Source organism: Schumannella soli (assembly GCF_006517435.1).
GTDB classification, from domain to species: domain Bacteria; phylum Actinomycetota; class Actinomycetes; order Actinomycetales; family Microbacteriaceae; genus Schumannella; species Schumannella soli.
This window is the reverse complement of record NZ_VHQG01000001.1, coordinates 832,883-857,704: the sequence shown is the minus strand read 5'-3', so window position 1 is coordinate 857,704 and position 24,822 is coordinate 832,883. Positions and strand designations below refer to the sequence as shown.

Sequence of the window (24,822 nt, the reverse complement as noted above, 5' to 3'; positions counted from 1 at the left end):
CAGGTCGTCGTCGACGCGGTGATCAGGCCTGAGTGTCGCGCACCGCCGCCTCGGCGAGTGCTGTGTAGACCCAGCCGAGGTCGTGTCCGGCGGCCTCGAGCGCCTGCGGCAGCAGAGAGGTCTCGGTGAGCCCCGGCAGCACGTTCGCCTCGAGGAACCAGGGGGTTCCGGCACCGTCGACGATGAGGTCGACTCGGGAGAGGTGACGCAGGCCCAGCGCCTCGTGCACGGCCACGGCTGCCTCGGCCGCGCGCTGGGCGACATCATCGGCGATGCGCGCGGGCGTGAAGAAGCGGGTCTCCCCTGCGTTGTAGCGCGCCTCGAAGCTGTAGACCCCGCTGCGCGGCTGGATCTCGACCGCGGGCAGCGCGACGGCGCCATCCCCCGTGTCGATCACGCCGACCGCGATCTCGGTTCCCGTGATCCGCTGCTCCACGAGCGCGACATCACCGTAGGTGTAGGCGTCGACCATCGCCCGCGGCAGTCCCGCCGCATCCTCGACGATGGTCACGCCCTGCGCCGACCCGCCCTGCGCGGGCTTGACGACGACCGGAGGTGCCAGCTCGTCGGTGATCGCCGAGAAGACGGCGTCGGCACCGAGTTCACGGAAGGCATCCCGCGGCAGGGTGATCGAGCGCGGAGTCGCGACCCCCGCACGCTCGGCGAGCGTCTTGGCGGTCGGCTTGTGCCAGGCGAGACGCGCCGCGTCGGCCCGGGCCCCGACGAAGGGGACGCCGAGGAACTCGAGCAGCCCGCGCAGCGCGCCGTCCTCACCGCTCGCCCCGTGCAGGGCCGGCCAGATCACGTCGGGGCGATCGGTGCGCAGTCGGTCGATCAGCGTCGAATCCGGGTCGACCAGCTCGACGTCGACGCCGTGGCCCTTGAGCGCGTCCGCGACCTGTCGGCCGGACCGCAGCGAGACGTCGCGTTCGTGCGAGATGCCGCCGGCGAGCACGACGACGCGGGGCAGTGCGGAAGCCATAGAACGATCCTCAGCCGATGTTGGGGGGCAGAACGCGGTCGGAATCCTGCGCGGGACGGATCTGCAGCGGCGCCGTCTTCGAGAACTCGCTCACGAGCGACAGCTCGCCGTTGATGACATTGGCGAGACGGCGGATGCCCTCGCGGATGAAGTCGGGCGTCGGATAGCAGAACGAGAGACGCATCGCATTGCGCCCTCCCCCGTCGGCGTAGAAGGCGGTGCCGGGCGTGTAGGCCACGAGCTCCTTGACAGCCCGCGGCAGCATCGCCTTCGAGTCCAGCTCGGGCGGCAGGGTGAGCCACACGTAGAAGCCGCCGTTCGGCGTCGTCCAGCTCAGGGAGGGCAGGTGCTCCTGCAGAGCCGAGAGCATCGCATCCCGTCGCTCGCGGTAGACCCCGCGGAAGGTGTCGATCTGACCCTTCCAGTCGGCGGTCGACAGGTACTCCGACACGACCGTCTGTCCGAAGGTGCCCGGGGAGAGCACGGCGGCCTCGTTGGCGAGCACGAGCTTCTCGCGGATAGCGTGCGGCGCCACGGCCCATCCCACGCGCATGCCCGGGGCGAGCGTCTTCGAGAAGGTGCCGAGGTAGATTACCCCGTCCTCCTCGACCGAGCGCATGGCGTGCGGGGCCGGCTGGTCGAAGTAGAGCAGGCCGTAGGGGTTGTCTTCGACGACGAGGATGCCCTCGGTGCGGCAGATCTCGAGCACCTCCATGCGGCGCTCCCAGCTGAGGGTGACGCCCATGGGGTTGTGGAACGAGGGGACCGTGTAGAGGAACTTGATCGTGCGGCCCTCGGCGCGCACCCGCGCGATCGTCTCGCGCAGCGCCTGCGGGTTGACGCCGCCGTCGTCCATCGGCGCGTGCACGACCTCGCCCTCGAACGACTTGAAGACGGTGATCGCGGTGACGTAACTCGGACCCTCGGCGATGACGACGTCACCCGGGTCGAGGAAGAGCTTCGCCAGCAGCTCGAGTGCGTGCTGGGATCCGGTCGTGACGACGACATCGTCGACGCCCGCGCGGATGCCCTCGAGCGCCATCACGTCGAGGATCTGCTCGCGCAGCTGCGGCATCCCCTGCCCCGAGCCGTACTGCAGGGCGACGCCGGCGCGCTCGCGCACGGTGCGCTCGACGGCCTCGGTCAGCAGCTCGGTCGGCAACGCGGAGACGAAGGGCATGCCGCCCGCCAGCGAGACGACCTCGGGGCGGCTGGCGACGGCGAACAGAGCTCGGACCTCGCTGGCGGCGAGGCCAGCCGTGCGGGCGGCGTAGGAGCCGTACCACGGGTCGAGATTGGTGCCCTGATTCGCGTTGCCGGTCATGGAAGTCCGTTCTGGAGGATTCAGACCAGGGTAGTCGGGCGAACGTGAAAGCCCCGCCCTCCCGAAGGAGGGCGGGGCCACGAGCCCGGAATCGGACTCCGTCGAGCTCAGTCGAGCTCGGATGTGCTCTCAGGCGAGGAACTCGGCCAGGTCGGCCTCGAGCGCCGGCTTCGGCTTCGCGCCGATGACGGTCTTGACGACCTCGCCGTTCTTGAAGACCTTCATCGCCGGGATCGAGGTGATGCCGTACTTCATGGCGGTCTCGGGGTTGTTGTCGACGTCGATCTTCACGATCGAGAGCTTGTCGGCGTGCTCCTCGGCGATCTTGTCGAGGATCGGCGAGACGGCGCGACACGGACCGCACCACTCGGCCCAGAAGTCGACCATGATCGGCTTGTCGCTGGCGAGGACCTCGTCGGCGAACGTGGCGTCGGTCACATCCTTGGCGGACATCTCTTCTCCTTCTTCAGGTGTTCTTCTGTTCAGTGGGGCTGGAGCCCCGCCGAATCGTGGATGCGCGGCGCGCGCCGCACACGATCGGGGCGCCCGACGAGAGCCGGGCGGGGTCTCAGGCGGAGGCGCCGATCTGATCGACGAGCTCGCCGGAGCCCTCGGCCTCGGCGATCACTCCTGTGGGCAGCGACGCCAGGAAGTGCTCGGCGTCGAGGGCCGCGGCCGTGCCGGAGCCCGCGGCCGTGATGGCCTGCTTGTAGGTCGGATCGATGACGTCGCCGGCTGCGAAGACGCCCTTCTGGCTGGTGCGCGAGCTGCGCCCATCCACCCAGATGGTGCCCTCGGCGGTGAGGTCGAGCTGTCCGTGCACCAGGTGGGTGCGCGGATCGGAGCCGATCGCGACGAAGAGGCCCTGCAGGTCGAGCGCCGACTCGCTGCCGTCGACCGTGTCGGTGAGACCGATGCCGGCGACCTTCTCGTCGCCGAGAACGGAGGTGACCTCCTTGTTCCAGAGGAACTCGATCTTCGGGTCGTTCTTCGCGCGCTCCTGCATGGCGGCCGAGGCGCGCAGCTCACCGCGACGGTGCACGAGCGAGACCTTGTCGGCGAAGCGGGTGAGGAAGGTGGCCTCCTCGAGCGCGGAGTCGCCGCCGCCGACGACCGCGACGTGCTTCTGCTTGAAGAAGGCGCCGTCGCAGGTGGCGCACCAGGAGACGCCGTAGCCGGAGAGACGGGTCTCGTCGTCGAGGCCGAGCTTGCGGTACGCCGATCCCGTCGCGTAGATCAGGGCGAGCGACTCGTGAACCGTGCCGTCGCCGAGGGTGACGCGCTTGACGTCGCCGTCGAGCTCGAGCTTCGTGACGTCGTCGTAGACGATCTCGGCGCCGAACTTCTCGGCCTGCGCCTGCATCTTCATCATCAGGTCGGGGCCCATGATGCCGTCAGGGAAGCCCGGGAAGTTCTCGACCTCGGTGGTCTTCATCAGCTCGCCGCCGAACTCGACCGAGCTGGCGATGACGAGCGGCTTGAGGTTGGCGCGGGCCGCGTAGATGGCGGCGGTGTAACCGGCCGGACCCGAGCCGACGATGATGAGCTGGCGCATCGCGCTGTCTCCTTCTTCCTGGCGCCGCTCCTGCGGCGTCGAATCGTGCAACACATCTTAAGTGCGGGATGTTCCCGGGCCGGAGCGGTCAGTGAGGGCTTCGGAGCGGTCGGTCAGGAGCTGCGCATCCACCCGCCGTCGCGGCCTCGGGCGACGGGTCGGCGCGTCCGCTCAGCCGCGGCGCAGCAGGCGATTCAGCGGCCCGGCCAGCTCGCGCACCTCGGGCACTCGCGCGATCAGCACCGCGGCGAAGTAGACGATGCCGGCGGCGGCGGCGATCGCGGCGGCGGAGAGGATCGACGGACCGCGATCGGCGACCGCGAATCCGCCCCCGGACCCGTCGACGACCCCCCAGCCGCCGAGCAGCCAGAGCACGGCGAGTCCCGCGGCGGCCGCCGGGATCGTGCAGATGAGGAAGGCGCCGTAGCGGCGGGCGAGGCGACGCCCGTCGAAGCCGCCGAGGCGTCGGCGCAGCACGATGATCGAGACGATCAGCTGCACGATGATCGACGCCGACGTCCACAGCGCGATGCCGATCGCGAGCCGGTCGCTGGGCGTGCCGATCAGCGTCAGGGCGCCGACCGTGAACACGAGCGCCTGCAGCAGCTGGATGAAGAACGGCGTGCGGGTGTCGCTCAGCGCGAAGAACGCGCGCTGCACGAGGAACAGCGCGCTGAACGGCACGAGTCCGGCGAGATAGGCGAGCAGCACGAGCGAGGTCTGCGGCAGCGCGTGCGGCGCCGTGTGGCCGAAGACGTTGATGAGGGGGATCGCCGCGGTCGCGAACACCACGGCAGATCCGGCGATGAGCAGACCGACCGAGCGCAGAGCGCCGCTGAGGTCGCTGCGCAGCGAGGCGAGGTCGCCGTCGCGGGCGTGCGCACTCATGCGAGTGAAGTAGGGCGTCGCGATCGACAGCGCGATGAGCGAGTGCGGCAGCACGAAGATCGTCCAGGCGACGCGGATGGCGGCGACCGAGGCGTCGTCGGGATCGGCGAGCGTCGCGATCTGGTTCTGCACGATGCCCGATCCCTGGCTGATCAGCAGCATGCCGAAGGTCCAGCCGACGATCTTGCCGGTGGCGCCCAGACCCATCCCCTTCCAGCGGAAGTCGGGACGGAACTTCAGGCCGGTACGGCGCCAGAAGAGGCAGAGTGTCACGGCCTGCGCGGCGACGCCCAGGGTGGTGGTTCCGCCGAGCACGAGGATCTTCTGCGCGTCCCACGAGGCCGGGTCGCGGTGAGCGGGATCGACGCCGTACAGCACCGCGAAGACGATCAGACCGGTGATCGCCACGACGTTGTTGACGATCGGCGCCCAGGCGAAGGGGCCGAACACGCCGCGGGCGTTGAGCACCTCGCCGAGCAGGCTGTACATCGCGTAGAAGAAGATCTGCGGCAGGCACAGGTAGGCGAAGACCGTGGCGAGCTCGATGCCCGCGCCCTTCAGCTGGCCGTTGCCGTTCGCGAAGGCCAGCACGAGCAGCGGGGCGCAGAGCGTCGCGAGCACCGTGACGCCGGCGAACACCGTGAGCCCGAGCGTGACGAGCCGGTTGACGAAGCCCTGACCGCCGTCGTCATGCAGCGCCGACTTGACGATCTGCGGCACGAGCACGGCGCTGAGCAGGCCGCCCGCGATCAGCAGGTAGATCTGATTCGGCAGGCCGTTGGCGACGGTGAAGGCGTTCGCGCCGACGCCGACATAGCCGATGACGGCGCTGAGCAGCCCCAGGTTGACGAAGCCGAGCCCGCGCGAGACGAGAGTGCCGCCGGCGAGCATGACGCTCGCGCGGCCGATGCCCGGGGAGGCGGGACGGGGGGCGGCCGTCGCCGCGTCGGGCGCCGCGGCCGAGGGAGCCGGCGCCGTCGGGGTCTCACCGGGGATCGGGTCAGCCATCCTCGCCCTTCGTCGGTCGGGGCTCGTCCGGGGTGCTCGGCGCGTCGGCGACCGCGTCCGCGTCGCCCGGATCGTCGAGCAGCGGCGCCGACGGCTCGCCCGGCTCCGCGTCGCGCACGACCTCGGCCGGGCCGTCCTCCTGACCGGGCAGGGGCGCGTTCGCCTCATCCTCTTCGTCGACCTCGCCAGCGAGGCGGCGGCGGCGCTTGAGGATGTTGCGCACGATGCCGAAGCCGAAGACGCCGACCGCGCCGATCGCGATCACGGCGGTGCCGACGGTCTCCCAGCCGGCCTGCACCTCGACGTGGATGCGTCGCGCCTGCCCGACCTGTGTGCCGTCGGAGGCGCTCAGGCTCAGCACGACCTGCACGCTGCCGTTCGTGATCGCCTGCGCGGGGATGCGCACGGTCACCGTCGACTTCGGCGCGACCTCGACCCGCACCGGCTGCGCGCTCGACTCGATCGAGAGCACCGGGCTCAGCGGGCGGGCGCGGGCGAACACGACGATCGGCACATCGAGAGAGTTCTGCACCTGCATCGGCAGCGGAGCACTCGCGCCGAGAGCGATGAGGTCGCTGCCCTGGTTCAGGCTGACCCCGTCGAGGATGGCGGCGGATGCGGTCTGGAAGTCGCTCACGGCGCTGGTCCACGAACGCGCCGTCTGCCATCCGACCGACAGCGTCGCGAGCAGGTCGAGGCGTCGCGGCGCGGTGATCGCGAGTGCGCCGTCGCGGGCGACGACGGCGAATGCCGCCTCCTGCGTGGCCGCGTTCAGCAGTGCTGAGATCGACGAGATGCGCGACGCGTCCTCGGCGTGATCGACGATCGTGCCCGGCGTCGGCTGCTCGGCGATCGCCGTCGACAGCGTCGTCGCCGAGACGAGCGGCGAGGTCAGCAGGTGCGTCAGGGCGGCGTCGAGCGCGTCGGCCCAGACGTCGGCGTCACCGGCGGCGGCGGCCGAGGGGCGGCCGAGCGCGACGATCCGCACGGCCGATCCGCTCTCGCCGGCCGCCGTCTGCAGCTCCTGGTCGACGACCGAGTAGTCGCTCTGCGAGGTCGTCGCGGCGGCGCGCACCGCGGCGCTGAGCCCCGAATCGATCACCAGCCCGCTGACATCGGAGCCATCGAAGGAGACGTGCGTCGCGCCGTCCGCGTCGACGTTGCCGTCGGCGAGCAGCACCGCGGAGTCGCCGGCGGCCTGCAGCCGCGGCAGGTCGGCCGCCGTCACCGTGTTCTCGCCGGGCCAGGCGATGGTCGGCAGCGAGTAGGTCCACTGCACGACCTGGTCGACCGTGGTCGGCAGGGGAGGCAGCTGCCCGGCCGGCGTCGACGCCGCGCCGCCGGGCTTGTCAGCGGATCCGGATCCGGAGTCGGCGCCCGTCCCGTCGCCGTTCGACGAGGTGTCGCCCGAGCCGTTCGATCCGCCGCTCGATCCCCCGGTCGATCCGCTGGGCGAGGGGGATGCCGTCGGCAGCGGGTCATCGAATCGGGTGTCGTCGATCGCGAAGTCGAAGCCGAGCGGGGCGAGCGCCGAGGCGGATCCCGCTTGTCCCGGCCCCACCGGATCGGCGTCGGCGTAGCGCAGCGCGAAGGTCTCGTTGCTCAGCGCGGCGAGGCGCAGCAGCCAGCTCTTCGCCGAGGCCGGCGCGGCGCCGCCGAGCACGCGGATGGATGCGATGAGCCGCGGGTCGATCGCGAGGGCGACCGGACGGCCCGCCACGACATCCAGCTCACGGCTCAGGAGGCCGTCGTCGGCGGTGAGGTCGGCCAGATCGTCGGCCGTGAGGAGGCCGTCCGAGCCGACCGGCACGGTCAACGGCAGCACGGCGGTGATGCCGACGCGGCCGTCGACGCCGACCGCGGTCGGGGAGGTGGTCGCCATCGGATCGGAGGAGGCGGACCCGCTCGCGTCCGAACCGGACGACGAGGTCAGGCCGCTGGATCCGCCCGAGCTGCTGGATCCGCCCGAGGCGCCGGAACCGGCCGAGGAACCCGATCCGGAGGCCGCCGACGACGATGTCGCGGAGCCGAGACCGACACCGGGGGCGATCGCGAGGGCAGCGGCGATCAGGCCCGCGACGACGACACCGCCCGTCCCGCGGACCGACATCCGGCCCGTCGTCGGGGAACCGGCGCGCCGCGGCCGGCTCAGGGGCACGCGGGCGCGCTCCACTGCCGGGCCGCCACCATGCGCGCCAGTCTAGGCCGTGGCCGCCGCCTACCCTGGGAGTCATGCACAACGTCGCGGCCGCCGTCGCCCGACTCGACGCCCTCGCCGAGTCCCCCGCCGTCGCCCGCCTGGCGCAGGCCTTCGCCGACGCCGGGCACGAGCTCGCTCTCGTCGGAGGTCCGGTGCGCGACGCCTTCCTCGACCGGCCGCTGACCGACCTCGACTTCACGACCGATGCGCGGCCCGACCGCATCCTCGAGATCGTCAAGCCCATCAGCGACGCGCAGTGGGACATCGGTCGTGCCTTCGGCACGATCGGCGCCCGCATCGGCGACCAGACCGTCGAGGTGACGACCTACCGCAGCGACGTCTACGACCACGAGACCCGCAAGCCCGAGGTCGCGTTCGGCGACAGCCTCGAAGCCGACCTCGAGCGCCGCGACTTCGCCGTCAACGCGATGGCCCTGCGCCTGCCCCAGCGTCAGCTCGTCGACCCCTGGGGCGGCGTCGACGACCTGCTCGCCCGACGACTGCGCACGCCCGGGTCCCCCGAGGTCTCCTTCGGCGACGACCCCCTGCGCATGCTGCGCGGAGCCCGCTTCTCGGCCCAGATCGGCTTCGACGTGGATGCGGAGGCCGTCGCCGCGATGGAGCGGATGGCCGACCGCCTGTCGATCGTGTCGGCCGAGCGCATCGGCGACGAGATCACCAAGCTGCTGATGGCGCCGACGCCGGTGCGCGGCATCCGCCTGCTCGTCGACACCGGACTCGCCGAGATCGTGCTGCCCGAGATCCCCGCGCTGCGACTCGAGCAGGACGAGCACGCCCACCACAAGGACGTCTACGAGCACAGCCTCACCGTGCTCGAGCAGGCCATCGACCTCGAGCGCTCGCGCGGACACCGGCCCACGCTGATCGTGCGCCTCGCGGCGCTCCTGCACGACATCGGCAAGCCCGCGACGCGGCGCATCGAGCCGGGCGGCGCCGTCAGCTTTTACCACCACGACGTCGTCGGGGCGAAGCTGGCGACGAAGCGGATGCGCGAGCTGCGGCTCCCCTCCGACGTGATCAAGCCGGTCGCCGAGCTCATCCGCCTGCACCTGCGCTTCTTCGGGTACACGGATGCGGCCTGGACCGACTCGGCCGTGCGCCGCTACGTGCGCGACGCCGGGCCGGTGCTCGAGTGGCTGCACATCCTCGTTCGCGCCGACGTCACCACGCGCAACGTGCGCAAGGCCGACCGGCTCTCCTTCGCCTACGACGACTTGGAGGAGCGCATCGCCGCCCTGCAGGAGCAGGAGCAGCTGGATGCGGTGCGCCCCGACCTCGACGGCGAGCAGATCATGCGCATCCTCGGCATCGCTCCCGGCCGCGAGGTCGGCGAGGCCTACCGCTTCCTGCTCGAGACGCGTCTCGACGAGGGTCCGCTCGAGCCCGAGGATGCCGAGCGCCGCCTGCGGGAGTGGTGGGCCGCGCGCGCCTGATCCCGCGCTCGATCCCGCCCTCGCGATCCGGGGTTTCGGCGACGGGCGGCCAGCGGCTATCCTTGCGAGGTTGCCCGGGTCGACCCATGTCGTCTGCGGGCGCGATGCACACCCTCCTGCTGCAGATCGTCTGCAGCCGTTCAAGACCAGAGGAGGTGGGTGAATGACGCATCAGTACGAGTTGATGGTGATCCTCGATCCTGCTATCGATGAGCGCACCGTGGCCCCGAGCCTCGACAAGTTCCTCAACGTGATCCGCAACGACGGCGGCACCATCGAGAACGTCGACATCTGGGGCCGTCGCCGCCTGGCGTACGAGATCCAGAAGAAGAGCGAAGGCATCTACGCCGTCGTCAACTTCACCGCCACGAGCGCCTCGACGCTCGAGCTCGACCGTCAGCTGAAGCTCAGCGAGGCCGTCCTGCGCACCAAGGTGCTGCGTGCCGAGGAGGCCGTGGCCCGTGCCGCCGCCGTCAAGGCCGAGGACGACAAGCGCGCTGCGCGCAAGGCCGCGTCGGGCAAGTCGGATGGCAAGGCCGACGACAAGGCGGACAAGGCCGAGGCGAAGCCCGCCTCGAAGCCTGCTGCCAAGCCCGCGGCGAAGGCCGCCAAGAAGGACGCCGAGTAAGCCGTGGCCGGCGACACGATCATCACGGTGGTCGGCAACCTGACGGCCGACCCCGAGCTGCGCTACACGCAGAGCGGGCTCGCCGTGGCGAACTTCACCATCGCCAGCACCCCCCGCACGTTCGACCGCGCGTCGAACGAGTGGAAGGACGGCGAGGCGCTCTTCCTGCGCGCCTCGTGCTGGCGTGAGTTCGCCGAGCACGTCGCCGGATCGCTGACCAAGGGCAGCCGCGTCATCGCGCAGGGCCGCCTGAAGCAGCGCTCCTACGACGACCGCGACGGCAACAAGCGCACCGCGATCGAGCTCGAGGTCGATGAGATCGGCCCGAGCCTCCGCTACGCGACCGCTCAGGTCACCCGCGCTGCGGGTGGCGGCGGCGGACGCGGCGGCTCGCAGGGCGCCGTGGCCGACGAGCCGTGGGGCCAGCAGAGCTCCGGCGGCAACGGCGGCGGCCATGCCGGCGGCCAGGACGTGTGGAACGCGCCCGGCTCCTACAACGACGAGACCCCGTTCTGAGCCCTCGGGCCCTGAACCGGTAAAGACCGAAAGAAGACAGCAATGGCTGGAAAGAGCAGCGGCGACCGCCGCAAGCCCCGCAAGGGCGGAAAGAACGCCGCGCCGGCGAAGTCCGTGCGCGTCGGCGTCATCGACTACAAGGACGTCGCGACGCTTCGCAAGTTCATCTCGGAGCGTGGAAAGATCCGCGCCCGTCGTATCACCGGTGTCTCCGTGCAGGAGCAGACCCTCATCGCCCGCGCCGTGAAGAACGCGCGTGAGATGGCCCTGCTTCCGTACGCCGGCTCGGGCCGCTAAGGGGGATTCGGAACATGTCGAAGCTCATCCTCACCTCCGAGGTCTCCGGCCTCGGTTCCGCCGGTGACGTCGTCGACGTCAAGAACGGCTACGCCCGCAACTACCTCATCCCCCAGGGCTTCGCTGTCGCGTGGTCGCGCGGTGGAGAGAAGCAGGTCGACTCGATCAAGGCCGCCCGCGCCGCGCGCGAGCTCGCCACGCTCGAGGAGGCGCAGGACCTCAAGGCCAAGCTCGAGGCGGCTCCCGTCGTCCTCACCGCGAAGGCCGCCGGTCGCGAGGGCCGTCTGTTCGGCTCGGTGACCACGCAGGACATCGCCGACGCCGTGTCGAACGCGGGCATCGGCTCGATCGACAAGCGCACCGTCGAGATCCCGTCGGCGATCAAGTCGACCGGTCAGCACGAGGCCACGGTGCGCGTGCGCGCCGAGGTCGTCGCGACGATCACGCTCAACGTGGTGGCTGCCAAGTAAGCACCGCCCGACCAGTAGCGACGCACCCGATGAGGGTTCGTCGCTACTGGTGTTTAAGGCGCTCTGTCAAGAGGTCTATCCACACCGGGGCGGTGGATTTCCCCAACCCTCAACCCTCGGTCTAGGGATGTTCTTCCACACAGGGTGTGAAGAAGGAAATCCCTGATCAAGAACGATTGGCGCGGCGAAGTCCACCGACTTTCCCCACAAGTATCCACAGGCTTTCAACAAGCTTTCCGGCGTGTCCGCCGTTTTCCCCACAACGTTATCCACAGGGCGCATTGAAGCCGTCGGATGCCGCTCATATCGTGATCCGGCGCCCCCGTCCTGAACCCCCGCGCGCGGTTCCTCCTCGGTGCGTCGCGCCGCCCATCCGATGTCGGAGGCGACGCCTAGCCTGTCCACCAGGAGGTTCCCCCGTGTCGATCGCCCATCTCGGACTCGCCGCTCCCGACCAGGAGCCGCGGGAGTCGTGGAAGGGCGAGCGCACGCCCCCGCACGACCTCCTCGCCGAGCAGTCGACGATCGGCGGCATGCTGTTGAGCAAGGATGCGGTGGCCGACGTCGTCGAGACCGTGCGCGCGGTGGACTTCTACATCCCGAAGCACGAGATCATCTTCGACGCGGTGCTCACGCTCTACTCGCACGGCGAGCCCACCGACGTGATCGCCGTCACCGACGTGCTGACCAAGAGCGGCGACCTGAGCCGTGCCGGCGGCGTCGACTACCTGCACACCCTCACCGGCATCGTGCCGACCGCGGCCAACGCCGGCTACTACGCCGAGATCGTCGCCGAGAAGGCCGTGCTGCGCCGCCTCGTCGAGGCGGGCACCCGCATCGTGCAGATGGGCTACCAGAGCGAGGGCGAGGTCATCGATCTCGTCAATAGCGCGCAGGCCGAGATCTACAACGTCTCCGGCGGCGTCGAGGCCGAGGACTACGTCTCGCTCGATGTCGCGATCGACGCGGCCACCGAGGAGATCGAGCAGGCCAGCGGCCGCGGCGACGAGATGCTCGGCGTGCCCACCGGGTTCCGCGACCTCGACGAGATGACGAACGGCTTGCACCCGGGTCAGCTCATCCTCATCGCCGCCCGCCCCGCGCTCGGAAAGTCGACGCTCGCGCTCGACTTCGCCCGCGCCGCCGCGATCAAGCACCGCCAGACGACCGTCTTCTTCTCGCTCGAGATGGGGCGCAGCGAGATCGCCATGCGTCTCATGTCGGCGGAGTCCGACATCTTCCTGCAGAAGCTGCGCAAGGGCACCGTCGGCCAGGACGACTGGACGAAGCTCGCGCACGTGCGCGGTAAGATCGCCGACGCCCCGCTCTTCATCGACGACAGCCCCAACATGACGCTCGTCGAGATCCGCTCCAAGTGCCGCCGCCTCAAGCAGCGCAACGACCTCAAGCTCGTCGTCATCGACTACCTGCAGCTGATGACCTCCGGCAAGAAGGTCGAGTCGCGCCAGCAGGAGGTCAGCGAGTTCTCGCGCGCGCTCAAGCTGCTCGCGAAGGAGCTGCGCGTGCCGGTCATCGCGCTGTCGCAGCTGAACCGTGGCCCCGAGCAGCGCACCGACAAGAAGCCCGCGATCTCCGACCTGCGCGAGTCGGGCTCGCTCGAACAGGATGCCGACATGGTGATCCTCCTGCACCGCGAGAGCGCCTACGACAAGGAGAGCTCGCGCCCCGGCGAGGCCGACCTCATCGTCGCGAAGCACCGCAACGGCCCCACCGCCACGGTCACCGTCGCCTTCCAGGGTGCGATGTCCCGCTTCGCGGACATGCAGCCGGAGTAGTTGGACTTGTAGGTTCCGCGACAGCGTGTCGGTGTCCGCCCGCTGTTGTCGGCTGCTTGTCGGATCCTCGATGCGGATGTCGGTAGGCCGCTGACGTCATCTGACCGTCCACGCTGGGTTATCCCTGCCGTGGCGCCTTCGCTTCCGGCTCAAGGGCATGCCGCACTCTGACCGGAAGCCGAGGTCAACCTGATCGAACACCTCGGTTGACACGGGTAGACGGCGCAGCAGGGCAAGTCGTCGCGACGAAGGATCTCCGAAGGGACGGCACAAATTCCGCCGAGATCGAGTTGGCGCTAGAGCCGCGTCCGGCTCTGAGCCTGATGCAGCTGTCGGATATGGAGGCGGCTCACGAAGCACAAGTCGCCGCCGTGGCCGTGCTGTGGGCAGCCGCCACGTCCGAAGAACTCACCGGCTCCGCTCCGACTATCGTTCTGACCGAACCGCACGAGGCGAGCCGCATCCTTGAGCTAATTCAGCGGTAAACATTGCCCTCCACTCTGGAGGGAAGTCGTGCCGTGTGCGGCGTGCGATCCCGAACCGGGTATCGATCGACTCGATGCGGTCAGTTCAATCGGACTTAAAGCACCTGCTCGCGGTTCGCCCACGCGCGAACACGTAGACCGCTGACAGCGGCTCACGATACGTGCGTGAGAGTGGGCGCCGAAGACCAGTCGAGCGTTGCTATGTCTGGCGAGAGCAATCTGCCGGTGACGAACGATGACGCCGAGCGTGGCCCAGCTCCGAGTCCGCGCGCGAGTCGTCGGGCCGGCGAATTTGGTTCTTCATGTCACAACGGCCCGGTTCGCGACACTGTGTAAGTGGAGGGGTCATGGAGAACGAACAACGCGGAGCCACGCAGACCGACGATGAGTTGATCATCGGCGTGCGTCGCGGCGACAAGGACGCCTTCGCGGACCTCATGGAGAAGTATGACCGAGCGGTCTTCCGATACGCCTGGGGCATGGTCGATAGATCGAGCGATGTCGACGACGTCGTCCAAGAGACCTTTCTCACGGCGTGGCGCCGCCGACGTCATCTGAGCGGCCACGCTGGGTCAGCGTTGCCCTGGCTTCTCGTGACTTGCCGCTTCGTCGCCTTCAATCACAACCGCCGCGTGCGTCGACGTGGCGAGGTCGAGCTCAATAGCGACGTGGATGCCCCGAGCGCCCTCGATCGTACTAGAGCGCTCGAAGAGCTGCGGTGGGTCATGGAGGAGATCGACTCCCTGAGCTCGGTAGATCGGGAACTGTGCCTTCGGTGCCTGATCGATGGCCAGAAGTACGGCAGCGCAGCCGCTGATCTGGGCATCAGCCCAGCGGCAGCACGCAAGCGTGTCGAGCGATCGCGGAAGCGACTGGTACTCGCGCGTGACCAAGCCGAACAACAGCAGTAGAGACGAGAGGAGCGAAGAAATGGGAATTGGATACCCGCCTCCGGAAGGACCCGACCTTGACGCCCGACTCCGCGCCGTGCGCCGTTCAGTTCTGCGACGTATCGTCCGCCGGCCGCGGTGGTGGCAGGTCGCCGCAGCGGTCGTAGTCGTCGCCGGGGCTGCCCTCGGCGGGGCCAGCGCGTCGGTCGCGTTCTATCCGACCAAGGTGACCTCGGGGGCATTCGTGAAGCCGGCGTACGCCGATCAGGTTGCGGCGTGTCTCGCCGACCGGGGCTGGCAGCCCCATGTCCTGTCGGATGCGGATTCCCGGCGACAGTATGAGCCCGGCGACGCGGTTGTGATCGAGTTCGTCGTGGACGGCCGGAAGTCGTCAGAGCTTGGGCGCGATGTGGACAAGTGCCGGTCGGTGGTCGAGAAGCGGGCGGGAGAGTCGACGCTCCCCGACTCGATCGCGAACGGCTGAGACCAATGGGCTGGGTGCGTGGTGGTGGTCGCCATCGACCTTCTCGACGCGGAGCAAACAGCCCCCACCGATCAATGCAGCTCGTCCGGTGGGGGCTGAATGTGGCTAGTGGAGCGGCGATGACCGAGGGCTATCAGTCGCCGCGCTCACGAGCCGGTGAGGCTCCTTGCTCAGCCGACGCGGTCGAAGTGGTCGACGACGTCGTTGGCGGGCGAGAAGTTGCCGAGCTGGTAGCCGGCGGGGATGTAGACGACCTCGCTGCTCGAGAACGGGCCGGTGACGTTGCGGGCGCTGTACCCGAGCGAGGTGCCGTTCTTCGCCGAGCGAGTGCGGTTGTCCGGCACGTCGACAGTCGTGCCGACGCCGGAGCCGATCAGGGTGCCGCTGAAGTTGATCCGGTCGTAGACGTTCAGCGGCGCCGCGCTTGCGGGACCGGCGGTCAGGGCGACGACGGCAGCCGCCGCGACGACGGTGCCGACAGCCGCGGTGATCTTCTTGACGTTCATGTTTTCTCCTTAAGAAAACTCAGGGAACTGGACGCCTGCACGGTAGACCGATCTGACCGCCTTAATCAAGAAAATTCTTTCGGACTCGTCATGGCTTAACGAACAACGTCACAACCGTCGAATCCGAAAAGTCGTTCTGGTATAGCTGTAGGAGACTCATGTCCGCCGAGCCCGACTGTGACCGAGGAGAAAACACCATGTTCCGGATCAGGAAGAAGCAGCATGCGATCGCGGGCCTGGTGATCGTCGGCGTGGCGGTTGTCGGGCTGGCCGGCTGCTCTGCCCCTGCGGTGAAGGTTCCAGCGAATGTCCGCGCGGCGGTGGAGGACCTCTCCAATCTGCCCCCGGATTTGAGCATTGCCCACTCGATCCAGACGTCAGAGTGTCTGCAAGCTCTGGGCTGGGATGTGGGATTCGACACCACGGCCTTGAGTACGACCCGCAACACGCTGATCGGTGTGGTCGGCGTGTTCCCGTCTGAGGACTCCGCGCGCAACGTGGGCTACGGCACGACCTTCAAAGACACGGCCGACGGTGTCTTCGATCAGTTCGAGATCACGCTCGACGCAGCAGACAAGGATCGCTTCGACGTCGACCTCCGGGGTACCGGTGACAAGGTCGAGAAGTACGCCGTTGCTAGCGGTCAGGAGTTCAGCAAGAACTCCGATGGCTGCCTGGCCCAGGCTGACGTCGAGGTCTATGGCTCGGTACGCGACGCGATGTCGATCGAGCTCTTCGTCAATGACGTCACTTCGCAGGCCAGCGGCTACCGCGACGGCGTGAACGGCGAACTCGGGAAGCTCATGCCCGCGTACCAGCAGTGCATGAAGACGGCCGGCTACAAGGTCGAGGGTCTTCGTGCTGCCGAACTCGCTGCTTCAAAGTTTGGCAAGTATCGAGACATCGGGCAGGCCCCGTCCACTCAAGAGCAAGACCTGGCCGTGACCGACTACCGATGCCAGACCAAGGCGAAGATCGCATCGACCCTCGAGGCGCTTTTCATCGAAAAGTCCTCCGGCTGGCTGACGAAGAACAAAGATCGCATCCTGGGCTTGCGCGAGACACTGGACAAGTCGCTGGAACGGTCGCAGAAGTTGATCGATGAGCACTGAACCGGGCAGGCGAGGTCGCGCCGGTTTGGTCGCTGCGAGTGCGGTTACCGCGCTCGCGATCACCGCGGCAGCAGCGGTGGTGCTGGCCGCGCAGGGAGTGCTCAACTTTGAGGATCAGCAGCCGAAGAAGAGTCGTACGCCGCAGTCATTCACCGAGGTGAAGAGCGGCACGGTCGTCGACACCGTCGAAGGTGACTTCACCGTTGAACCCTCGTTTTCGGTCGACATCGAGGCGGACGGAGTCGTCACTCGCGCAGGTGTACTCGGCGGGGTCGCAATCCCCGAGGGGCAAAGCGTGGTCGCAGTGAACGAGCGGCCGATCTTCATCCTCGATGGGCAAACGCCGTCGTATCGATCGCTCGGCATCGACTCTGTCGGCACCGACGTCAAACAGGTCCAGGCAGCGTTGCGACGGCTCGGATATCGAGTGGGCGACAAGGATGGCGCTTACGGGGCATCTACCGCGCGAGCGGTGTTCGCCTTCTACAAGGACCGAGGCTTCCTCCCCGTCGACCAGGGCGGGGCAACGATCGATAAGGCGGCCGCGTCGACGACGGGCATCCCGGCTAGCGAACTGGTATTCGTCCCCGGTGGGCCGTACACCGCTGTGACGACGTGCGGGAGGTTGTCGCAGCGTGCAGCGGGGAAGGTCTGCACGATCTCGGGTGGGCAAAGTCAGCTGCTTGTGAAGCCTGCCAAAGCCGATGCTGCGCTGGTTAAGGCGGGTCAGACAGTCAATCTGAGCTTCACCAACGGAAATCGAGTGGCGGCGACGATTCAAGGCGCCTCCGAACCTGCGAGCGCTGACGCAGGCGACCAGAGTGCTGACGGAGGCGACACGAGCGCTGCTTCGGGTTCCGCCGCAGGCTCTGGGGGGAGTGATGCGGGCACGTCGCGTTTCATTGCGGTCCTCGCCGAGGGTACCGCTGCTCCGGGCTCGACCGGGAAGGCCGAGATAGTGCTGGCTTCCTCTGCGGTAGATGCGCTCACGATCGAGGCGACGGCGATACGCCAAGACTCTGGCGGTTCATTCTGGATCGAGACCGCTTCGAAAAAGCGAGTACCGATCTCGCTCGGCGTCTGTGCCGGCGGAGTGTGCGAGATCACGGGAGACCAGGTGAAGGTCTCGTTGCGCGTACGGGTGCCATCGTTGGACTCTGCGGCCGTGACCAGCTGATGGCGAACTCGATTGCCGAGTTGACCGACGTCGGTCGCAGCTACGGCGCTGCCCGCGTGCTCGACGCGGTCAATCTGACGCTGCGGACCGGCGAGTCGGTGGCCATCATCGGCCCCAGCGGATCGGGCAAATCCACTCTTTTGTCGATCCTTGGTCTCCTCGACACCCCATCGACGGGTAGCTATCGGCTCAACGGCGTGGAGGTCGCGGGGGCGAAAGCCCGTCAGCGTACGCAGCTACGTCGCTCAATGATCGGCTTCGTGTTCCAAGCGTTTCATCTCGTGCCGCACCTCACCGTGCGAGAGAACGTCCTATTCGGCATGTACGCCAAGGGACTGACGGCGGTCGAAGATGCGACGACCGCGGAGGCGCAACTGGCGGCGGTTGGTCTCGGGCACCGCATGCACGCGCTGCCGTCGTCTCTCTCCGGTGGTGAGCAGCAGCGCACAGCGCTCGCGCGGGCGCTCGCTGTGCGTCCCACCCTTCTGCTGTGCGACGAGCCGACTGGCAACCTTGACTCGAAGAACTCCGCGTCCGTCCTCAATCTGCTGATGGACAGCGTCGCGGTCGATCGTGGGCTGGTGATCGTGACGCACGACACGGCCGTCGCTGATCGGTGCGAGCGCGTGATTCAGGTCGCTGACGGGCGCGTGTCGGAATGAGCGCGAGTTGGCCGCAAGGCGCACCGAGGACAGTACTGCGGAGGTGGAAGCGCAATCTACTCACGGTCGTCGCGGTATCTCTCGGCGCCGGCAGCGTAGTGGCCCTCCTAGCTATCACGCAGTCCTCTGCCGCGCGACTGGTGGAGAGATTGTCGTCGGCAGAGGGTTCCGTGGTGATCGCCGGACTGCCCGGCGACGCGTGGGACGTCCCCGAGACCGTTCTGCTGAGCAATCTTGGTTCTCGCGACGTCCAGAGCGCCGGGACACTGGTGCTTCCCGACACCTCTGGCGCTGGCGCAGACATCACACTCGTTACGGGGGGAGATGCCGTCAGAGGCGGCCTCGTTGTCGCAACGAATGAAGGACTCGAAACCCGCCAGGCGACTCTCGAGGCGGGGAGACCGTTTCCGGTGGTCGGGGTGCAGAATCGCGACGCGCGTTACGCCATGATCGGGACGCGCCTCGCGCGCCAACTCGGGTTCACCCTCGCGAGCGGACCACGGGCGTTGATGGTTAACGGCACACAGGTGACTGTCTCGGCGATCGTGCATGACGGGCCGACCGGGACCGCCTTGTCGACCAGCGTCATTCTCACGCCGGCGGCAGCGGAACGGCTCGAGCTGCTGCCACCAAATCGGATCGTCCAGGTACGCACGCAACCAGCAAGCACCGCTGATGCGGCGAAGGCGATTCCGCGTCTGCTCTACCCCAAGGCGCCGGAGGAAGTCTCGGTGCAATTTCCATCAAGGCCCGAGGAGCTGCGCCGGGAACTCCTCGGAGATTCAAACGATCTTCTGTCTATCGTCGCTTCGATCATGGTGGGAGTCACCGCGTTCAGCATCGTGACAACCATGCAGATAGCCGTCTCGGAGCGGCGACGTGAGATCGGCATCGCTCGAGCTCTCGGAATGAGCCGGGCGCGGGTCGGATCGGAGTTCCTCCTCGAGGCGGCATTCCTCGGGCTCATTGGATCGGGGGTCGGATGGATCCTCGGAGTGCTGCTTGCAGCACTCGTGACCCGTTTGTACGGGTGGGAACTCGTCGTGCCACCGATGACCGCCTTCGTTCCCGTAGGCGGGCTGTTGGTCGGCGCAGCAGCTGGGACGTGGCCAGCTGTGTCCGCTTCGAGGCTCGATCCGGGAGAGCTTCTGCGCAGCTGAGCGGTTTGGCGATATCACGGTCGGAGGCCCAAGGGCTTGCGATCTAGTTTGCAGCGCTATCCTGATGCGAATCTAGACAGGTGGCCGACTTGCCCCGGCCGCTTCCGGACAGATCGGCCTTGCTGAGCTCGGTATCGCCGGTGTGCCCGAGTCGATCCGGTCGACACGAGGAGCCGCTGTGGTTCGTTACGCCAAATCGCAGGTCACATACGACGCGCTACTCCTTGCTGCCGCTGAGGAGTTCGCAGAATGTGGCCTGGCGGGTGCGCGGGTCATGCGTGTACTGCGTCGCGCGGGACTCTCGCAAGGAGCGATGTATCACCACTTCACTTCCAAAGATGATCTGGCAAGAGCCCTCGCTACGTCTCGAGCCGAGGCCTGGCATCAGAGTGCAGAGGTGATGAGTGCGCATTCACGCGGCCTGATCGCGATAGATCGACTTTGCGTTGGCTTCAGTGAACAGATCGCCAGCGACGTGCGGGATCGGGCCGCGGTCCGAGTTGCGCATGAGCTCGAGTCCGGGAGCTGGCGAGATCCTCATGAGGAGTGGCGATCGGCGATCGTCCGGGCTCTGCAGCAATCGATCGCGGATGGCGAAGTCAGCGAAAGTGTTGACACTCATCGATTCGCCGATGGACTCGTTGCTCGTGCCTGCGCTCTGGCCCTAGCAAGCGGGACCGAACTTGCTGGCGCAGGACACGTTTGGACGGAAGCTATCAGTTCCCTTCGGGCGTCCTAGTCCGCGTGCGCAGCGACCTGAAAGTCGGCACTGTCGTAGACCAACTCGAAGCGCTGGCCGGGGTGGGAGTCCTCCGCCGCCTCGACGGCGCCACGACCCAGAGGATCTAATTGCAGGCCGCGATCGACAACGTAGAAGTCGGGCACAGGGTTGCGCGTGTTGCCGGACCAGTACGCGGTCGAGCGGGGTGCTAGATAGGCAAGCAGGGTGATGTCGGATTCGACACGAGCCCCCGCAGTCACTTGCTTCAGGACTGCAGCAGCTGACGCTTCGCGAATCGCATTGCTTGTTGGCTGCAGTGATTGTCCGAGCGGGAACGCGAGTGTCAAGCCGATCGCGACAACAGGGGCAAACAACACGGTGCCGCCTGCCACCCTGGATCTGGCGTCTCCGTGGGCGTGAGTGAGCCTGATCGCGGAGTCAAGAGCGGCAACGACGATGATCGGCATCAGGACGGCGTTGTAATGCCAGGTGGTTCCCCAGTAGTTCTCGTTCGAAGAAACGAAACGCCACGCCAGGGTCGGAAGTGTCAGCAGAACGATCGGCGACCTGAGCGCAAGCCCGGCGGTGACTGCAATGAGAAGGACCACGACCTCGTACTTCGGGCCTGCAGTGAGCCCGGTCAGCAATGCCGCGACCGGGTCGGTGCCGGCCTCGCTGAATCCATAGGCGTACCGTCCGTTGGAGTTCACTAGAGGCAGGACTATGCCCACCGCGATGATGAACCAGACGATCCCCCATGCGGCGAGATAGAGCCACCGCCGATCGTGGGACCGCCATGTGAGCAGTACCGCAATCGCCGCGACGGTGATCCCCAGGTCCTCTTTGACGAAGACGAGTGGTGCCGCCGCAATGGCGGCGGCGCGATACCGGGAATCCGCCAGCGCGCTGCAGGAGTACGCGAGCAAGGGAACAGCGAACGCGATCTCGTGGAACTGCGCCTCTGCCGCGGTCTGCAATCCCCAACTGAGACCGAGCGTTATGCCGAAACATAGTCCTGGGATCACGCCAAGAGACCTTGTCGCCGCGCTCGCCACGATTCCGGCGGATATGGCGAAACAAACAGCCTGCACTACGAGCAGCGTGAGCCCGCTGGGGAAAAGCGCGTAGATGGGTCCTAGCAGAACCAACGCTGGGTGAAAATGATCGCCGAGGAGGTTGAACCCATCGCCCTTGATCGGGACGATCGGAGCCTCCCAACGCGAATAGGCCTTCGCGAGTTGAGTGAAGATTCCCAAGTCCCATGAAGGTGACTCGTATCGAGTCCATTGGTGTACTGCGAAAACCGTGTAAGTGGCAGCAAAGATCCCGGTGATCAGGGCCCCGACCAACAGCGGCGACCGTCCGAGGACTCCTGAGCGCCAGCCAACGCGGACGGGCGACATCGTTGATGAGCTCGTGCTCGTCGTCATTCGGTACCACGCTCGCAGCTCGCTCAGAGGTGATGTACGAGTTGCGCCCCTCACCACCAAGCATCCCTGATGCATATCGAGTTGTCGAGGCGGGCTCTACTTACTCTGCAACGTTGGCGACGTTCCGACGAATCATCCGAGGCGCCAGGTCCCCTGCTCTCGGCCTCGTTTGCTCAACGCACGTCGATGACCGCTGTGAATGCGGCGTCCAAGGCTCCGGCCACTGTCGCAGGGTCCGCCAGATAGCCGTTCCAGCGGTTCGAGCACGGCGCCGTCATCACCGGCGAACTGCGCGTGCCCCGCCACCGCAACCTCCGTAGAACGGCCGCTTTCTCGATCCCTTATCGCCTCTGGTTTGACACGCAGTTGGTCCTGAAAGCCTTGGCGATCAAGTATGAATCCCGAGTGCAGGTGATCACGGTCGAAGCCACGTCGAATCCGATCACGAGCGAGCGCATCGCCGGCAGCATCTTCCCGACCTTTCAACTGTGGAAGGACGGACACCCAACAACCACATACGTAGGTCCGCATGCGATGCCAGATCTCGAGAAAGCATTTGAAGCGACGCTGATCTAGGCTGCGCGTTCGCGGCGTGAGTGAACGGAGTCGCCTGATCTCCTCAGACGGTAGGTTCGGCGCATGGGCGAGCGGGGCATCCATCGGGTGGCGGTGCTCGTGCTCGACGGCGCGAAGCCGCTCGATGTGGGGATCCCGGCGCAGGTGTTCTCGAGCCGGCCGAGCATGCCCTACGAGGTGCGGGTGTGCGGCCGCCGGGCGGGACGCGTCGCCGGCGGTGACGGGCTCGCCTACTCGGTGGGGCACGGGCTCGAGGCCTTCGACTGGGCCGACACGATCTTCGTGCCCGGCTACCGCAAGCCCGCCGACACCGCTCCCCCGGCCGACGTGGTCGCCGCGCTCGGGCGGGCGCACGCGGACGGGAAGCGCCTCGCCGCGATCTCGACCGGGGCGTTCGCGCTCGCGGCCGCCGGGCTGCTCGACGGGCGCCGCGCCACGACCCACTGGCACTACACGGGCGTGATGCGCGAGCGGTATCCGCGCATCGACGTCGACGAGGACGTGCTCTTCGTCGACGAGGGATCCGTGCTCACCAGCGCCGGCGCCGCCAGCGGCATCGACCTCTGCCTGCACATCGTGCGCCGCGATCACGGGGTCGCGCTCTCGAACCGCGTCGCCCGCCGGCTCGTGAGCGCCCCGCACCGCAGCGGAGGCCAGGCCCAGTACATCGAGCGCAGCGTGCCCGAACGCGACGCCGACGGCTTCGCCGCCACGCGCGAGTGGGCGCTGCGACACCTCGACGAGCCGCTGACCCTCGACGATCTCGCCCGGCACGCGGCCGTCAGCGCGCGCACCTTCTCGCGCCGCTTCGTCGACGGCACCGGCTACACCCCGATGCAGTGGGTGCTGCGGGCGCGGGTGGATGCGGCGCGCGAACTCCTCGAACGCACCGACCTCTCGGTCGGGCAGGTCGCCGCGCGGGTCGGACTCGGGACCGACGCCGGACTGCGCTGGCACTTCCAGCGCATCCTCGGCACCTCGCCGACGGCCTACCGGAGCAGCTTCCCCGGCTGAGCGGGAGCGCGGGGTTGCGTTCCGAGCGCGGGGCGACGACGCCCCGCGCTCGGAACAGAGCCCCGCGCTCGACGCGGTGGAGCGCGGGCGAGGCGGCGAGAGACCAGAGGTGCGGATGACGCGCCGGGCGCGGCCTGCGTTTCTGGCCACTCGATGCCAGGCGAACGCAGAACGGAGGGTGGCCACGAATGCTCGCTCCCACCGGCGCGTCTCGTGCATTTGTGGCCACCCGCGGAGGAGAGGGCCGAGCAGCGACGCGAGATCGACCGCGGGCGGTGGGCACGGTGGCGAGATCCTTGCAGATCTTGACGTGCGCGCCACGGGTGAGCGCGCATCCACTCGGGGAATGTGGGGAGCGCAACGAAAGGAACCTCCCCATGACCCGCATCGGCATCAACGGCTTCGGACGCATCGGACGCAACACCCTGCGCGCACTGCTCGCGCGCGGAGGCGACGGCCTCGAGGTCGTGGCCGTCAACGACCTGACCGCCCCGGCGACCCTCGCCCACCTCTTCACGTACGACTCCTCGTCGGGCACCTTCCCGGGCACGGTCGAGGTGGATGGCGACGTGCTCGTGATCGACGGCCGCCGCATCCAGGTGCTCGCCGAGCGCGAGCCCGCGCAGCTGCCCTGGGGCGACCTCGGCGTCGAGATCGTGCTCGAGTCGACCGGACGCTTCACCGAGCGCGAAGCCGCCGCTGCCCACCTCGCGGCCGGCGCGAAGCGCGTGCTCGTCAGCGCGCCGGCGACGGGGGCGGATGCGACGATCGCCTTCGGCGTGAACTCCGACGTCTACGACGCGGCCGCCCACACGGTCGTCTCGAACGCGAGCTGCACCACCAACGCGCTCGCGCCGCTCGCGAAGGTGCTCGACGACCTCGCCGGCATCGAGCACGGGTTCATGACGACCGTGCACGCCTACACGCAGGAGCAGAACCTGCAGGACGGCCCGCACCGCGACCTGCGTCGCGCCCGTGCCGCCGGGGTCAACATCGTTCCGACCTCGACCGGAGCCGCGAAGGCGATCGGACTCGTGCTGCCGAACCTCGACGGCAAGCTCTCGGGCGACTCGATCCGCGTGCCCGTTCCGGTCGGCTCGATCGTCGAGCTCAACACGGTCGTCGCGCGCGACGTGACCGTCGACGAGGTCAACGCCGCCTACGCCGCGGCCGCCGACGGGGCGCTCGCCGGCATCCTCGCCTTCACCGCCGCTCCGATCGTGTCGAGCGACATCACGGGCCGCCCTGAGTCGAGCATCTTCGACTCGCAGCTCACCCGCGTCGACGGCGGCCGCCACGTCAAGGTCGTCGCCTGGTACGACAACGAGTGGGGCTTCTCGAACCGGGTCGTCGACACGCTCGGGATGCTGGCGGCGAGCTGAGCCGAGCTGACGGGGTGAGCCGAGCTCGCTGACGAGACCGCATCGCGTCGACACACGCGGTGAGGAACGGCGGGGCCGGGTGTGTGCGCACCGGCCCCGTCGTCG

General features: G+C 67.9%; 23 protein-coding genes and 1 pseudogene. 16 read left to right on the top strand and 8 right to left on the bottom strand.

Going from position 1 to position 24,822, the window contains the following annotated elements; translation table 11 throughout:
- Positions 1-22: 22 nt before the first annotated feature.
- The 6 genes from FJ657_RS03900 to FJ657_RS03875 form a co-directional block, all read right to left on the bottom strand.
- Positions 23-982 (bottom strand): D-alanine--D-alanine ligase family protein, encoded by a 960-nt coding sequence (locus FJ657_RS03900; protein ID WP_141162328.1) that lies wholly within the window; start codon positions 980-982, stop codon positions 23-25.
- 10 nt (positions 983-992) lie between these two features.
- On the bottom strand, positions 993-2,306 hold the full coding sequence (locus FJ657_RS03895; RefSeq protein WP_141162327.1) for an aminotransferase-like domain-containing protein: 1,314 nt from the start codon (positions 2,304-2,306) through the stop codon (positions 993-995).
- Between the two features lie 129 nt (positions 2,307-2,435).
- Entirely contained in the window at positions 2,436-2,759 is a 324-nt protein-coding gene (trxA, locus tag FJ657_RS03890; RefSeq protein ID WP_141162326.1) for a thioredoxin, read from the bottom strand.
- 115 nt (positions 2,760-2,874) lie between these two features.
- Positions 2,875-3,861 (bottom strand): thioredoxin-disulfide reductase, encoded by a 987-nt coding sequence (trxB, locus tag FJ657_RS03885; protein ID WP_141162325.1) that lies wholly within the window; start codon positions 3,859-3,861, stop codon positions 2,875-2,877.
- A 171-nt stretch (positions 3,862-4,032) separates the two neighbouring features.
- Positions 4,033-5,757 carry a murein biosynthesis integral membrane protein MurJ gene (gene murJ, locus FJ657_RS03880; protein ID WP_141162324.1) on the bottom strand — a complete coding sequence of 575 codons (1,725 nt, stop codon included), beginning with the start codon at positions 5,755-5,757 and terminating at the stop codon, positions 4,033-4,035.
- Positions 5,750-7,867 (bottom strand): DUF6049 family protein, encoded by a 2,118-nt coding sequence (locus FJ657_RS03875; protein WP_141162323.1) that lies wholly within the window; start codon positions 7,865-7,867, stop codon positions 5,750-5,752. Before FJ657_RS03875 ends, murJ begins: the two co-directional genes overlap by 8 nt.
- A gap of 122 nt (positions 7,868-7,989) precedes the next feature.
- On the opposite strand from FJ657_RS03875, the gene FJ657_RS03870 reads away from it, so the two are divergent.
- From FJ657_RS03870 to FJ657_RS03835, 8 genes and pseudogenes are all read left to right on the top strand, one after another.
- A complete protein-coding gene (locus FJ657_RS03870; protein ID WP_141162322.1) occupies positions 7,990-9,411 on the top strand; it encodes a CCA tRNA nucleotidyltransferase in 1,422 nt (473 codons plus the stop codon).
- Between the two features lie 163 nt (positions 9,412-9,574).
- Positions 9,575-9,925: pseudogene (gene rpsF, locus FJ657_RS03865) on the top strand (30S ribosomal protein S6); the annotation flags it as partial.
- Positions 9,926-10,042: 117 nt separating this feature from the next.
- Positions 10,043-10,555, top strand: coding sequence for a single-stranded DNA-binding protein (locus FJ657_RS03860; protein ID WP_141162320.1), 513 nt, complete (start codon positions 10,043-10,045; stop codon positions 10,553-10,555).
- 42 nt (positions 10,556-10,597) lie between these two features.
- Complete coding sequence (gene rpsR / locus FJ657_RS03855; protein ID WP_141143768.1) at positions 10,598-10,852, top strand: 30S ribosomal protein S18; 255 nt, start codon at positions 10,598-10,600, stop codon at positions 10,850-10,852.
- A 14-nt stretch (positions 10,853-10,866) separates the two neighbouring features.
- The gene (gene rplI, locus FJ657_RS03850) at positions 10,867-11,322 is read left to right on the top strand and encodes a 50S ribosomal protein L9 (protein WP_141162319.1); all 456 of its coding nucleotides are present in this window, start codon (positions 10,867-10,869) and stop codon (positions 11,320-11,322) included.
- 419 nt (positions 11,323-11,741) lie between these two features.
- Positions 11,742-13,118 carry a replicative DNA helicase gene (dnaB, locus tag FJ657_RS03845; RefSeq protein ID WP_141162318.1) on the top strand — a complete coding sequence of 459 codons (1,377 nt, stop codon included), beginning with the start codon at positions 11,742-11,744 and terminating at the stop codon, positions 13,116-13,118.
- A gap of 832 nt (positions 13,119-13,950) precedes the next feature.
- On the top strand, positions 13,951-14,514 hold the full coding sequence (locus tag FJ657_RS03840; RefSeq protein ID WP_181408858.1) for an RNA polymerase sigma factor: 564 nt from the start codon (positions 13,951-13,953) through the stop codon (positions 14,512-14,514).
- Complete coding sequence (locus tag FJ657_RS03835) at positions 14,489-14,977, top strand: hypothetical protein (protein WP_141162316.1); 489 nt, start codon at positions 14,489-14,491, stop codon at positions 14,975-14,977. Before FJ657_RS03840 ends, FJ657_RS03835 begins: the two co-directional genes overlap by 26 nt.
- Before the next feature lie 170 nt (positions 14,978-15,147).
- On the opposite strand, the gene FJ657_RS03830 is transcribed toward FJ657_RS03835, so the two are convergent.
- Positions 15,148-15,483 (bottom strand): hypothetical protein, encoded by a 336-nt coding sequence (locus tag FJ657_RS03830; RefSeq protein WP_141162315.1) that lies wholly within the window; start codon positions 15,481-15,483, stop codon positions 15,148-15,150.
- Between the two features lie 158 nt (positions 15,484-15,641).
- Here FJ657_RS03830 and FJ657_RS03825 point away from each other — a divergent pair, with 158 nt between their 5' ends.
- The 5 genes from FJ657_RS03825 to FJ657_RS17545 all read left to right on the top strand — a co-directional run bounded on the left by FJ657_RS03825 (position 15,642) and on the right by FJ657_RS17545 (position 20,333).
- The gene (locus FJ657_RS03825; protein ID WP_141162314.1) at positions 15,642-16,595 is read left to right on the top strand and encodes a hypothetical protein; all 954 of its coding nucleotides are present in this window, start codon (positions 15,642-15,644) and stop codon (positions 16,593-16,595) included.
- Positions 16,585-17,772, top strand: coding sequence for a peptidoglycan-binding domain-containing protein (locus FJ657_RS03820; RefSeq protein ID WP_141162313.1), 1,188 nt, complete (start codon positions 16,585-16,587; stop codon positions 17,770-17,772). Before FJ657_RS03825 ends, FJ657_RS03820 begins: the two co-directional genes overlap by 11 nt.
- Complete coding sequence (locus FJ657_RS03815) at positions 17,772-18,434, top strand: ABC transporter ATP-binding protein (protein ID WP_141162312.1); 663 nt, start codon at positions 17,772-17,774, stop codon at positions 18,432-18,434. Before FJ657_RS03820 ends, FJ657_RS03815 begins: the two co-directional genes overlap by 1 nt.
- Positions 18,431-19,594 (top strand): ABC transporter permease, encoded by a 1,164-nt coding sequence (locus FJ657_RS03810; RefSeq protein ID WP_141162311.1) that lies wholly within the window; start codon positions 18,431-18,433, stop codon positions 19,592-19,594. Before FJ657_RS03815 ends, FJ657_RS03810 begins: the two co-directional genes overlap by 4 nt.
- Positions 19,595-19,736: 142 nt before the next feature.
- Positions 19,737-20,333, top strand: coding sequence for a TetR family transcriptional regulator (locus FJ657_RS17545; RefSeq protein ID WP_369407395.1), 597 nt, complete (start codon positions 19,737-19,739; stop codon positions 20,331-20,333).
- On the opposite strand, the gene FJ657_RS03800 is transcribed toward FJ657_RS17545, so the two are convergent.
- The gene (locus FJ657_RS03800; RefSeq protein ID WP_181408857.1) at positions 20,330-21,571 is read right to left on the bottom strand and encodes a DUF2079 domain-containing protein; all 1,242 of its coding nucleotides are present in this window, start codon (positions 21,569-21,571) and stop codon (positions 20,330-20,332) included. The genes FJ657_RS17545 and FJ657_RS03800 overlap by 4 nt on opposite strands.
- 468 nt (positions 21,572-22,039) lie before the next feature.
- On the opposite strand from FJ657_RS03800, the gene FJ657_RS17285 reads away from it, so the two are divergent.
- From FJ657_RS17285 to gap, 3 genes are all read left to right on the top strand, one after another.
- Positions 22,040-22,321 carry a thioredoxin domain-containing protein gene (locus FJ657_RS17285; protein WP_255447123.1) on the top strand — a complete coding sequence of 94 codons (282 nt, stop codon included), beginning with the start codon at positions 22,040-22,042 and terminating at the stop codon, positions 22,319-22,321.
- Positions 22,322-22,384: 63 nt separating this feature from the next.
- A complete protein-coding gene (locus FJ657_RS03790) occupies positions 22,385-23,335 on the top strand; it encodes a GlxA family transcriptional regulator (RefSeq protein ID WP_141162307.1) in 951 nt (316 codons plus the stop codon).
- 377 nt (positions 23,336-23,712) lie between these two features.
- Positions 23,713-24,717, top strand: a complete 1,005-nt coding sequence (gene gap / locus FJ657_RS03785) for a type I glyceraldehyde-3-phosphate dehydrogenase (protein ID WP_141162306.1) — start codon at positions 23,713-23,715, stop codon at positions 24,715-24,717.
- The last annotated feature ends 105 nt before the right edge of the window (positions 24,718-24,822 follow it).

Coding starts and splice junctions, on each gene's coding strand:
- gap (WP_141162306.1), top strand. CDS start 23,713: ATGACCCGCATCGGCATCAACGGCTTCGGACGCATCGGACGCAACACC.
- FJ657_RS03875 (WP_141162323.1), bottom strand. CDS start 7,867: ATGTCGGTCCGCGGGACGGGCGGTGTCGTCGTCGCGGGCCTGATCGCC.
- FJ657_RS03870 (WP_141162322.1), top strand. CDS start 7,990: ATGCACAACGTCGCGGCCGCCGTCGCCCGACTCGACGCCCTCGCCGAG.
- rplI (WP_141162319.1), top strand. CDS start 10,867: ATGTCGAAGCTCATCCTCACCTCCGAGGTCTCCGGCCTCGGTTCCGCC.
- FJ657_RS03840 (WP_181408858.1), top strand. CDS start 13,951: ATGGAGAACGAACAACGCGGAGCCACGCAGACCGACGATGAGTTGATC.
- rpsR (WP_141143768.1), top strand. CDS start 10,598: ATGGCTGGAAAGAGCAGCGGCGACCGCCGCAAGCCCCGCAAGGGCGGA.
- FJ657_RS03895 (WP_141162327.1), bottom strand. CDS start 2,306: ATGACCGGCAACGCGAATCAGGGCACCAATCTCGACCCGTGGTACGGC.
- FJ657_RS03900 (WP_141162328.1), bottom strand. CDS start 982: ATGGCTTCCGCACTGCCCCGCGTCGTCGTGCTCGCCGGCGGCATCTCG.
- FJ657_RS03825 (WP_141162314.1), top strand. CDS start 15,642: ATGTCCGCCGAGCCCGACTGTGACCGAGGAGAAAACACCATGTTCCGG.
- FJ657_RS03790 (WP_141162307.1), top strand. CDS start 22,385: ATGGGCGAGCGGGGCATCCATCGGGTGGCGGTGCTCGTGCTCGACGGC.
- FJ657_RS03810 (WP_141162311.1), top strand. CDS start 18,431: ATGAGCGCGAGTTGGCCGCAAGGCGCACCGAGGACAGTACTGCGGAGG.
- trxB (WP_141162325.1), bottom strand. CDS start 3,861: ATGCGCCAGCTCATCATCGTCGGCTCGGGTCCGGCCGGTTACACCGCC.
- FJ657_RS03820 (WP_141162313.1), top strand. CDS start 16,585: ATGAGCACTGAACCGGGCAGGCGAGGTCGCGCCGGTTTGGTCGCTGCG.
- trxA (WP_141162326.1), bottom strand. CDS start 2,759: ATGTCCGCCAAGGATGTGACCGACGCCACGTTCGCCGACGAGGTCCTC.
- murJ (WP_141162324.1), bottom strand. CDS start 5,757: ATGGCTGACCCGATCCCCGGTGAGACCCCGACGGCGCCGGCTCCCTCG.
- FJ657_RS03815 (WP_141162312.1), top strand. CDS start 17,772: ATGGCGAACTCGATTGCCGAGTTGACCGACGTCGGTCGCAGCTACGGC.
- FJ657_RS03830 (WP_141162315.1), bottom strand. CDS start 15,483: ATGAACGTCAAGAAGATCACCGCGGCTGTCGGCACCGTCGTCGCGGCG.